We start from the raw sequence: 10,201 nt of genomic DNA on the forward strand, positions 1-10,201 counted from the left end.
TGACCCAGTACCTGCCCTTCGATTCCTGGGAGCACCTGTTCGATTTCATGCTGGAGGCACTTGAGCCAGCGCGGCCACCACCCGCACGCCGCGCGGGCGGGAAGCGGGGGCAAATTTAGAATTGCTGGACGTTGATAGGTGATTTCCGCGACCTTGCATTTCGTGCGGGTACGAATGATCACGCTCCGGGTATTCTGCGGAACGAACAGGCCCATCTCGCCGATGAATTCGCCCTTGTTAATGTAGGCCAGCAATAACTCGCGACGCTCTTCCTCATCATCGATCATGGCCGCGACCGAACCCTCGATGAGGTAGTACAGGGTTTCCGCCGCCTGCCCCTGGCGGATGAAATCGACATTCTTCTCGTAGGTTTTGGTGTGGCATTGCGCCAGAAATGGCTCCAGCCAGTGTGGGGTTTCCTGCAGCGGTTTCAGTATGCTCATAGATTGGTCTGTTCAAGGGCGGGAGTTGCTATCGATTTTAGGCATGCTGCCGAGCATTGTCGAACTATGCTAGCCTTCCGACACTGAAAAAAGCGAGTTTCTCCCGGAGTCGTTCTCTAAGGTCCGGCGAGTACATCGAATTCATCGATTCGTGAGGCGATATGAAGGCGCGGGTGAAGTGGATCGAGGGTGTCGCCATGCTGGGCGAGTCGGGTTCGGGTCATGGCATTGTCATGGACGGGCCGCCCGACCTGGGCGGACGCAATCTCGGCGTCAGACCCATGGAAATGCTGCTCATCGGCATGGGTGGCTGTACTCAGTTCGATGTCCTGATGATTCTGCGCAAGGCGCGCCAGGCGGTGACCGACTGCGTGGTGGAACTGGAAGCGGAGCGCTCCGCGACGGACCCGAAAATCTTTACGAAGATTCACGCGCATTTCATCGTGACCGGCCACAACCTGGACCCGAAACGTGTCGAGCAGGCCATCGGCTTAAGCGCGGAAAAATATTGCTCGGCATCCATCATGCTTGGCGCCATGGCGGCCATTACCCATGATTTTGAGATCCTCGCCGCCTGAGGCGCGAACCGCGCGAGCGGCAGGCACTGGCAGCCGGTCGCTGCAAGCGTCTCGCTTATTTCCGAAACCTTCCCCGACATGAGATATTCACTTGCATCGACCGATCCTGATCGGTCGTTTGCACGCTCCCATTTTGACTGAAAAAGCCCCAAGGAGGTTTTCCCGACGATGCCCACCACTCTGAAGAAGCTGCGTCTGCATGGATTCAACAACCTGACCAAGACGCTCAGCTTCAATATATACGATGTCTGCTACGCCGATTCGACCGAGCAGCGCGAAGCCTACATCGCCTATATCGACGAGGCCTATAACGCGGAGCGTCTCACCGCGATTTTGACCGACGTGGCGGAGATCATCGGCGCGAATATCCTCAACATCGCCCATCAGGACTACGACCCCCAGGGGGCGTCGGTGACGATGCTGATCTCCGAGGAAGGCATCGTCGCGGAAAACCTTTCCAACACGGCTACACCGGGACCGCTGCCGGATGCCGTGGTGGCGCATTTGGACAAGAGCCATATCACCGTCCACACCTATCCGGAAACCAATCCGCAGACCGGGATCAGCACTTTTCGCGCCGATATCGATGTCTCGACCTGCGGGCGGATTTCGCCGCTGCGGGCGCTGAATTATCTGATTCACGCACTGGAATCGGACATCGTCATCATGGATTACCGGGTACGCGGCTTCACCCGCGATGTCACCGGGCGCAAGCACTTCATCGACCACAACATCAGCTCGATCCAGAATTATCTGTCGAGCAACACCAAAAAACGCTATCAGATGGTCGACGTCAACGTCTATCAGGAAAACCTCTTTCACACCAAGATGGTCATCAAGCACTTTCGGCTCGACGATTATCTGTTCTGCGTCGAGGCCAAGGATTTGGCTCCACAGGAACATCAACGCATTCAGAAACTGCTGCGGCGCGAACTGAGCGAGATTTTCAATGGCCGCAATCTGGGGCGTAATCTGGAATTCATGAGCTGATCCGCGCCGGCGGGCGGGGCGGTGTCACGAGACCTGGGATTGCCGGGTTGTACTCGGCGTCTGGCTCCAGTTTGATGGCCGAAGCGCCGAGTGCCACTCGGCGATCCCAGGGCCATGCCGTTTGAGACGGAAATCGCCTAAAATCGCCTATATCCAGTAGGCTGTCCGAGTCATGACGCGCGAGGTCAGTTTCATCGCCGCCCGGATCGGCGCGGGAAGATCGGCACCGCCGGCCGCCTTGGCGATCTGCGCGTGCCGCACCTCATCGGCCTTCATCTGCTCCAGGATCATCCGGCTTTTCTCGTCCCGAGCGGGGATCTGTTCCAGGTGATCGTCCAGATGATCCTCGACCTGCCGTTCGGTCTCGATCACGAACCCCAGGCTCCACTTGTCGCCGGCCAGACCCGCGGCGGCGCCCATCGCGAAGGATCCGGCGTACCAGAGCGGATTCAACAGACTCTTGCGGTCGCCGAGTTCCCGCAGCCGTTCCTCGCACCAGGCCAGATGATCGTTCTCCTCGCGTGCCGAGCGTTCCATGCGTTTGCGCGTCTCGGGGAGTCTGGCCGTGAGCGCCTGCCCCTGATACAGGGCCTGGGCGCAGACCTCGCCGGTGTGGTTGACGCGCATCAGGCGCGCCACATGCTTGCGATGATCGTCTGACAGCTCCGCATCCATGATGCCGGCCGCCGGGTTGCGCCGTTCCGTGGTCTGGGGGCGGCCGAAGAGGGTGCGGAGCGCACGGTCCGCGTTGATCAGGACGTGATCGAGAGGAGAATACTGGCGGGCGCCAGGACTTGGACGGTTCATGATATAGAAAAGCGATGTCCGTTTGATGACTTGATGAACCGGATTCTGAGCGGCTGGCCGTCGGGTTTCAACCGTCCATCTGTCTGGCGAGCAACTCCACGGGATGACAGACCTCGATGGACAGTCCGGCCTCGCGGATCCCGGCGGCCAGATGGAGCGCACACCCCGGATTGGTGGTGACGATGACCGCCGGCTGCAAGTCGGACAGCGGCGCCAGCTTCTCGCGCAGGAGCGCGTCCGCCATGACGGGCTGCTGGAGCAGATAGGTGCCCGCCGCCCCGCAGCAGCGATCGTTGCCGGGCAGGGGAGCCATCTCCAGCGCGGGGATACGGGCCAGCAGACGATAGACCGCGGCATTGCCACCGAGCAGGTTGCGATGCGAGCAAGGCTCGTGGACCAGCACGCGCCGGGGCAGCGGATGGAGTGCGAGCGTCACCGGCCAGGTGGCCCGATCCAGAAACTCGCAGAGTTCCCGCGTATCGTGCAGCGTGGGTTCCTCGCGCAGTTCCGCAATGCAGGCGCTGGCGAGCCCGACCAGCACACGACCGGCATGAATCCGCGCGCTGTTCGCCCGGCGCGCGTCGGCCTCGGCGGGATAGCCGTTATGCCGCAGCAGCGCGCCGCAGCAAGCCGTCTCGGACGGTATCCGCACCCGCAGTCCAAGCCGTTCGCACACCTTGATCGCGGCCGCGATCGCCGTGCCCTGCGCGCTGGAGCCCATGCAGCCGACGAACAGATCCAACTCGGCGGCGGGCGGATCCAGCGGTCTGATCCGCCGCGCCGTCAACCCCATGGCGGTCGCGAGACGATGAGAGGGCCGCAGCCGTCGGAACCGGGCCAGCGCCGCGATTTCGGCGACGCGCGCCAATCCGCTCCGACGGTAGATCCTGGCCAAGCGTCCCAACGCCCCGGCGATGCGCGCATCCGACAGACCGGCCAGCCAGCCGCGCCGCAACATTCTCCGCCATGCGGGCAAGGCCTCGACCCTGAGCGCCTTGGCGCCATCGGCAAGGCGTCCGTAGGCGACCAGCGAGGGACAAACGGTTTCGCAGGCGCGGCAGGTCAGACAGCCATCCAGATGTCCGGCCAGGGTGTCCGTCAGCTCCAGATCCCCCGTCAGCCAGCCCTGGATCAGCGAGATTCTCCCGCGCGGCGAATCGGCCTCGTTGCGCGCCACGCCATAGGTCGGGCAACTTGGCAGGCACAGGCCGCACTTGACGCACTGATCAGCGAGTCGAAGCAGTTCTTGCGAGGATGGGTTCGTCTTCAAAATTTCAGATATGGCTAGCGAATGAGGGGCTGTGGGGCTAGACGGCTCGCGGATCTCCTCCGCGCCCGGCCATTGAGCGAGCGCCATGTTAACCTTATCCTTATCTGCAAGGCGCAATTCAGGACATTGAAGATGGCGTACTACCGTTACCATGTCTTTTTCTGCACGAATCAGCGCGAAGCCGGCCGTCAATGCTGTGGTCAATGCGATGCGTCGGCCATGCGCGATTACCTCAAGCGCCGCGTCAAGGAGCTTGGACTCGCCGGCGTAGGAGGTGTGAGGATCAATACGGCCGGTTGTCTCGACCGCTGTCGTGAGGGACCGGTCATCGTGGTCTACCCAGAGTCGATCTGGTATACCTATGCTGACACCGAGGATCTGGAAGAAATCCTGCGGGAGCATCTGACGCACGGCCGGATTGTCGAACATCTCAGGCTGCCCGGTTAAGGCGGATTTGCCCAGGGATCGGACAAGCGCGACGCGGATTGTGCCCGCGCGGCACTTGCGCCGGAAAAACCGATCGCGTAATATGCGCGATCTTTCTCGACACAGAAAATCGATATTCAGGCCAGCGCGCGAATCCGCCGCGCGGCCATCGCTGGAGCGAAGGATCATGACGACGACTGTTAGCGCCAAACCCGCCGAGGTTCGCCGCGCCTGGTACTTGGTTGACGCCGATGGCAAAACCCTCGGGCGGCTGGCAAGCGAACTGGCTCTGCGCCTGCGCGGCAAGCATAAACCGCAATACACGCCCCATGTCGACACGGGCGATTACCTGGTGGTCGTCAACGCCGAGAAGATCCGCGTGACCGGAAACAAGCTCCAGGACAAGATGTACTATCGCCATACCGGCTATGTCGGTAACCTCAAGTCCATGAATCTCGCAAAATTGCTTGAGAAAACTCCCGAGCGCGCCATTCAGTTGGCCGTCAAGGGCATGTTGCCGCGTGGCCCGCTCGGTCGCGCCATGTTCCGGAAGCTGCGTGTCTACGCCGGTCCCGAGCATGGCCATCAGGCACAGCAGCCCCAGGTTCTCGAGCTCAACGTTTAGGAATCAGACGCATGTCGGAGACGCAACACGCAATCGGTCGCCGCAAGACCTCCGCCGCACGGGTTTTCCTGTCGGTCGGTTCTGGCGCTATCACGGTCAACAACCGTCCGCTCGATCAGTTTTTCGGGCGTGAGACGGCCCGCATGGTCGTTCGTCAGCCGCTCGTCACGGCCGGCCTCGTCGACCGCGTGGACATCAAGGTGACCGTCACTGGCGGGGGCAACACCGGACAGGCCGGCGCCATTCGTCATGGCATTGCCCGTGCCCTGGTCATTTACGACGAAGCGCTTCGCTCGCCCATGCGTCGCGCCGGCTTCCTGACCCGCGACGCTCGCGAAGTCGAACGGAAGAAAGTCGGCCTGCACAAGGCCCGTAAGCGTCCTCAGTTCTCCAAGCGTTAAGCGACGACGAATCGGGTTTCGCCTCTGTTCGATCCATCGAGCATGAGGCCAGACTCACCCCGAATCGCGAGACGCACCGCCTACTTGGGGGATCGTCTAGTGGTAGGACAGCGGACTCTGACTCCGCTAACCAAGGTTCGAATCCTTGTCCCCCAGCCAAACAAAACAAGGGCTTACAGTTTTCCGCTGTAAGCCCTTTTCGTTGCTGGTCGTTTATGTAGCCACTGTGTAGCCAAATTTTCGAAATCCGAATCAGCGCGCCAGCCGTCAACCCTCCCCATACTTCGCCGTCAGTCGCGCCAATCGGTTCGCCGCGTCCTGGGTCCGCGTCTGGATGCGAGCCAGCCCCAAGCGGACAGCGCGCACCAAGTTTTCGTCAGCCGCCAGCAGTCGTTGAATGGAATTCCGTTCAAAACGGTCGGGACGGTAAAAATGATCGGTAGCCATGATTCTGCACCTCTCGTTGCAGGGTGGTGGTCAGGTTCCAAGCGAGCGCGTCAACGCTCTCACTTGACGACGCTCTTTTACGTCGTCACTTCGGCGACAGCAGTTCTTCGATTCGCGCCAGCCGTTCGGCATTTTCCAGCGCCTCGCCGATGTGGGCCTTATCGCTCAAGAGCGCCATGATCTCCCTGGCTTGCTTGCTCGGTCGTCAGTGAGCCATCAGACGATGCCGGCCGGATCAACCGGCGATCCTGTGGGCAGCGGGCGCGACTGCGATTCGCCTTTTGTTCATAGGCGCGCCCATGCCATTCTGCTTTTATTCGATGACCACCGCCCTTTTGACGATGTCGCCGAGATCGAACGCGTGGTCATCGAAAACCTCAAAACCATCGAAATTTATCTCAAAAGCCTCAAGGATGGCGCTCATTGTCACGGTTGCGGCAAGGCGTTTGATTGCTTTCACGGATATGGACAGGAAATCGAATTGCGCCATTTGCCGATTCTCGGCGACAAAGTCTCTCTTGTCATCCGCCCCAGACGCTATCGCCGTGAACTCTGTGAGGGGCGCCTGACGACCAGCTAGGTTCTCAATGGGTCTACGCCGAAAAGTGCGATGACGACGGCTTACGAACAAGATGTCATGCGCGCCTTGATCGACAGTACGCTTCAAGATGCCAGTTGGAAGTACGATCTTGGAACAGCGTCCGTCCAAGGAATCCTAGATCGGCTGATCGAGACCAGGATGGATTGGACGCCCATGACCGTGATGAACGTCATGGGCAGTGACGAAATTGCGTCGAAGAAGAGGCATCGTGATTTTGCGGCGATGGTCAGTGCCTCCTGCATCGACGGCGAGTGACGGGTCATCGGCCTCCTCGGAGGGCGCCCAAAGTCGCGATTAGGGATTTTTTCCTTGCATTTTTCTCGGCGGCGAAATCCGTCTTCGGTCCACGTGTCGCGCTTTGTGCGGCTCGCTTTTATGTCGCTAAATTGTATCGCGAAGGCGTCGATGCCTTGCGCAAAAAAGAAACGACTCCAACTTTTTGATTGATCGTCGTGCCAATGGATGCGTCGAAGGGCTCCACAATAAAATCAAGGTCATTCAGCGACGCGGCGATGGCATCGCGAACCGGGATGGCCCCTTTCAAAGGGCGTACCTCGACTTGAACGGTTACGCCCCCTTTGCCCGGCGCCACCATATCAATCAATGACTTGCAAAGCGAACGACCAGCCTGATTTCGAGGGCGGCATGTCCGGCAAAAAATATCGTAAGCAGTTGTTTCTAATGAATATGATCTGGCGCTTTAAATCCGGGAGAGCCATCTGATTTTCATGGATTCCTTTTTATTCAGGCGGTTAGGCGATTTTAAGGCATACTTAATCCGTGTTTTTGTTGACCCAGATCAAATAATAGGGCGGTATAACGTTGCGGGAACCTTATAAGAGCCAGAGACATCATTCATTGTCTCACGCACCAATCCAGGATTCCCGTATAATGATTGCCATGTTTAGTGAAAAATATTTAGCCATTTAAATGACATACGATTCGACAAACATAAAAGTACTCCGCGGACTCGATGCAGTACGCAAGCGCCCTGGCATGTACATCGGCGATACCGATGATGGTACGGGTCTACATCATATGGTTTTCGAAGTTGTCGATAACTCGATCGACGAGGCTTTAGCAGGTTACTGTACGAATATCAATGTTATTATTCATGGCGACGGGTCTGTCTCTGTCCGTGATGATGGCAGGGGAATACCGGTTGACATACACGCGGAAGAAAACCGTTCTGCCGCCGAAGTGATCATGACCGTATTACATGCGGGAGGTAAGTTTGACGACAACTCATACAAGGTGTCTGGGGGGCTGCATGGAGTAGGAGTTTCGGTCGTAAACGCGCTCTCTGAACGTCTCTATTTACGAATTTATCGGGGAGGGCATCTCTATGAGCAAGAGTATCGTTTAGGTGTACCTCAATATCCACTCAAAAATGTTGATCGGACTGATCGGAGGGGTACAGAAATCCGTTTTTATCCATCGTCGAATACTTTTACTAACCTTGATTATCACTACGATATTTTAGCAAAACGTCTTCGAGAACTCTCGTTTTTAAATTCGGGGGTGAAGATTTCATTAGAAGATGAAGCAACTGGCCGAGCCGATATCTTCGAGTATCAAGGAGGAATCAGATCTTTCGTAGAGTATCTAAACCAAAACAAAGAGCCAATCCACTCTACCGTGATCTATTTTAATACAGAGAGGCAGTCTATTGGTGTTGAGCTGGCGATACAGTGGAATAGTAGCTATCAGGAAACAATTTTCTGCTATACAAATACCATCCCACAAAAGGATGGTGGCACCCATTTAGCGGGTTTGCGAGCCGCTCTTACTAGAACCCTGAATTCATACATTGAGCGCGAAGGATTGGATCGAAGTCAAAAAATTCGACCTGTAGGAGATGACGCAAGAGAAGGACTAACCGCTGTTCTTTCAGTAAAAGTTCCGGATCCAAAGTTTTCTTCTCAGACAAAAGACAAATTGGTTTCGTCGGAAGTGAAAGCAGTTGTCGAGTCGTTAGTTGTTGAGCAACTAGGCATGTTTCTCGAAGAGCAACCGAATGAGGCAAAGATTATTGCAAATAAGATGTTGGATGCTGCACGCGCACGTGAAGCGGCTCGTAAGGCTCGCGAAATGACTCGTCGCAAGGGCGTTCTCGATATTGCAGGCTTACCGGGAAAATTAGCTGACTGTCAGGAAAAAGATCCAGCCAACTCGGAACTGTATCTTGTTGAGGGCGATTCCGCCGGTGGCTCGGCTAAACAAGGAAGAGACCGCGCCTTTCAGGCAATACTTCCTTTGAAGGGCAAAATTCTCAATGTCGAAAAAGCGCGTTTCGACAAGATGCTCTCATCGGCTGAAGTAGGCACACTCATTACAGCTCTAGGTTGCGGTATCGGACGAGAAGAATACAATCCCGACAACTTGCGTTACCATCGTATCATCATTATGACTGACGCAGATGTCGATGGTGCGCATATTCGAACCTTGCTTCTAACTTTTTTTTATAGACAAATGCCTGAGTTGGTAGAGAGAGGTTATATTTATATCGCTCAGCCACCACTTTTTAAAATCAAGAAAGGGAAGCAGGAGGAGTATCTGCTCGATGAAATTGCACTTAATCGTGCCATGCTGCAAGCGGCTCTTGACGATTCGTGTCTTTATGTCACACAAAATACATTGCCTTTAGCAAGAACCGCACTTGAAGCACTCGCACTGGAAAACAGTGTTATTGTCAACATTACAAAACGACTCGCAAGTAAATATGATCCGGCATTTCTAGAGGAATTAATTAAATCGCCCCCTCTAGATGACTCGACAATTGCTGACGCTCATCGCTTTAACCTCTGGTGTAGTCAATTAGAGACTCGACTAAATCAGCATGAATCGCTTTCGCTTCACTACAAACTTCGCATTAACGATCAGTCGCCAGGCAAACCGGCCTGCATTGAGCTAATACGATTTATTCATGGCATTCCTGAAATCCGCATCGTTCCGTTTGATTTTTTCCACTCAGTCGATTATGCGAAAATTCTTGAATATGGCCAAAAATTGACAGGATTGCTTCAACCCGACGCCTATGTCACGCGTGGAGAACGCGCGAAGAAGGTTTCAGATCTAGGCGACGGAATACGCTGGTTACTCGCAGAGGCTCAAAGAGGCTATAGCATCCAACGTTACAAAGGCTTGGGTGAAATGAATCCAGAGCAACTCTGGGAGACCACTATGAATCCGGAAACTCGTCGACTTTTACGAGTAACGATCGAAGACGCAGTTGCTGCGGATCTTATTTTCACCACATTGATGGGCGATCAAGTCGAACCACGGAGACTTTTTATCGAAAAAAATGCTTTAAATGCTGAAAACATAGACATTTAAGAATTATGAATCGTCATGCTTCGTGGGCCTGCCGAAATCTGGGTAGTGCTCCGAATCCGGATATTACGCGCAGCGACCAAATTCAGGTCGCGCTCTGAACTTGGATATTTGATATTTCAATCAATATTTCGTGGCTAATGATTTGTAACTTAACCCATCTTTAACATAACCCCATTGATAAACACCCCCAGATGGCATCTAACCATCTGATCTTTATGTACACGCCGGCCGAAAATCGCAATGTAGTGCCAAGTTATTCAATAGTGGAAGAGTAAAA

Annotated in this window: 12 protein-coding genes and 1 tRNA gene; 10 read left to right on the forward strand and 3 right to left on the reverse strand. The window is 55.6% G+C overall.

All coding sequences use genetic code 11. From position 1 onward, the window contains the following. Window positions 1-443, reverse strand: a 443-nt coding sequence (locus CCR95_RS00115) for a cyclic nucleotide-binding domain-containing protein (protein ID WP_201090790.1), incomplete at its 3' end; no start/stop codon positions are given. Window positions 444-604: 161 nt separating this feature from the next. Here CCR95_RS00115 and CCR95_RS00120 point away from each other — a divergent pair. Next, window positions 605-1,021, forward strand: a complete 417-nt coding sequence (locus CCR95_RS00120) for an OsmC family protein (RefSeq protein ID WP_201090791.1) — start codon at window positions 605-607, stop codon at window positions 1,019-1,021. 168 nt (window positions 1,022-1,189) lie between these two features. Further along, window positions 1,190-2,011, forward strand: coding sequence for an adenosylmethionine decarboxylase (speD, locus tag CCR95_RS00125; RefSeq protein ID WP_201090792.1), 822 nt, complete (start codon window positions 1,190-1,192; stop codon window positions 2,009-2,011). A gap of 147 nt (window positions 2,012-2,158) precedes the next feature. Here speD and coq7 read toward each other — a convergent pair whose 3' ends face one another. Both coq7 and CCR95_RS00135 read right to left on the reverse strand, forming a co-directional pair. After that, entirely contained in the window at window positions 2,159-2,818 is a 660-nt protein-coding gene (gene coq7, locus CCR95_RS00130) for a 2-polyprenyl-3-methyl-6-methoxy-1,4-benzoquinone monooxygenase (RefSeq protein ID WP_201090793.1), read from the reverse strand. A gap of 67 nt (window positions 2,819-2,885) precedes the next feature. After that, entirely contained in the window at window positions 2,886-4,088 is a 1,203-nt protein-coding gene (locus tag CCR95_RS00135; RefSeq protein WP_201090794.1) for a (Fe-S)-binding protein, read from the reverse strand. A 132-nt stretch (window positions 4,089-4,220) separates the two neighbouring features. Here CCR95_RS00135 and CCR95_RS00140 point away from each other — a divergent pair, with 132 nt between their 5' ends. The 8 genes from CCR95_RS00140 (at window position 4,221) to gyrB (ending at window position 9,924) form a co-directional block, all read left to right on the forward strand. Next, on the forward strand, window positions 4,221-4,535 hold the full coding sequence (locus tag CCR95_RS00140) for a (2Fe-2S) ferredoxin domain-containing protein (protein ID WP_201090795.1): 315 nt from the start codon (window positions 4,221-4,223) through the stop codon (window positions 4,533-4,535). A 166-nt stretch (window positions 4,536-4,701) separates the two neighbouring features. Then, window positions 4,702-5,139, forward strand: a complete 438-nt coding sequence (rplM, locus tag CCR95_RS00145) for a 50S ribosomal protein L13 (protein ID WP_201090796.1) — start codon at window positions 4,702-4,704, stop codon at window positions 5,137-5,139. A gap of 11 nt (window positions 5,140-5,150) precedes the next feature. Further along, window positions 5,151-5,540: a 30S ribosomal protein S9 gene (gene rpsI / locus CCR95_RS00150; protein ID WP_201090798.1), complete on the forward strand. Its 390-nt coding sequence runs from the start codon at window positions 5,151-5,153 to the stop codon at window positions 5,538-5,540. Window positions 5,541-5,625: 85 nt separating this feature from the next. Then, a tRNA-Gln gene (locus tag CCR95_RS00155) sits at window positions 5,626-5,699 on the forward strand. A gap of 511 nt (window positions 5,700-6,210) precedes the next feature. Beyond that, the gene (locus tag CCR95_RS00160; RefSeq protein WP_201090800.1) at window positions 6,211-6,567 is read left to right on the forward strand and encodes a transposase family protein; all 357 of its coding nucleotides are present in this window, start codon (window positions 6,211-6,213) and stop codon (window positions 6,565-6,567) included. Window positions 6,568-6,597: 30 nt separating this feature from the next. Beyond that, complete coding sequence (locus CCR95_RS00165; protein WP_201090802.1) at window positions 6,598-6,843, forward strand: hypothetical protein; 246 nt, start codon at window positions 6,598-6,600, stop codon at window positions 6,841-6,843. A 184-nt stretch (window positions 6,844-7,027) separates the two neighbouring features. Next, window positions 7,028-7,195, forward strand: coding sequence for a transposase (locus tag CCR95_RS26190; protein WP_201090807.1), 168 nt, complete (start codon window positions 7,028-7,030; stop codon window positions 7,193-7,195). A gap of 323 nt (window positions 7,196-7,518) precedes the next feature. Then, window positions 7,519-9,924, forward strand: coding sequence for a DNA topoisomerase (ATP-hydrolyzing) subunit B (gene gyrB / locus CCR95_RS00175; RefSeq protein WP_201090809.1), 2,406 nt, complete (start codon window positions 7,519-7,521; stop codon window positions 9,922-9,924). Window positions 9,925-10,201 lie beyond the last annotated feature (277 nt).

It is taken from the genome of Thiocystis minor (assembly GCF_016653465.1).
GTDB lineage: Bacteria > Pseudomonadota > Gammaproteobacteria > Chromatiales > Chromatiaceae > Chromatium > Chromatium minus.

Coding starts and splice junctions, on each gene's coding strand:
- coq7 (WP_201090793.1), bottom strand. CDS start 2,818: ATGAACCGTCCAAGTCCTGGCGCCCGCCAGTATTCTCCTCTCGATCAC.
- CCR95_RS00160 (WP_201090800.1), top strand. CDS start 6,211: ATGCCGGCCGGATCAACCGGCGATCCTGTGGGCAGCGGGCGCGACTGC.
- CCR95_RS00140 (WP_201090795.1), top strand. CDS start 4,221: ATGGCGTACTACCGTTACCATGTCTTTTTCTGCACGAATCAGCGCGAA.
- CCR95_RS00165 (WP_201090802.1), top strand. CDS start 6,598: ATGACGACGGCTTACGAACAAGATGTCATGCGCGCCTTGATCGACAGT.
- rpsI (WP_201090798.1), top strand. CDS start 5,151: ATGTCGGAGACGCAACACGCAATCGGTCGCCGCAAGACCTCCGCCGCA.
- speD (WP_201090792.1), top strand. CDS start 1,190: ATGCCCACCACTCTGAAGAAGCTGCGTCTGCATGGATTCAACAACCTG.
- rplM (WP_201090796.1), top strand. CDS start 4,702: ATGACGACGACTGTTAGCGCCAAACCCGCCGAGGTTCGCCGCGCCTGG.
- gyrB (WP_201090809.1), top strand. CDS start 7,519: ATGACATACGATTCGACAAACATAAAAGTACTCCGCGGACTCGATGCA.
- CCR95_RS00120 (WP_201090791.1), top strand. CDS start 605: ATGAAGGCGCGGGTGAAGTGGATCGAGGGTGTCGCCATGCTGGGCGAG.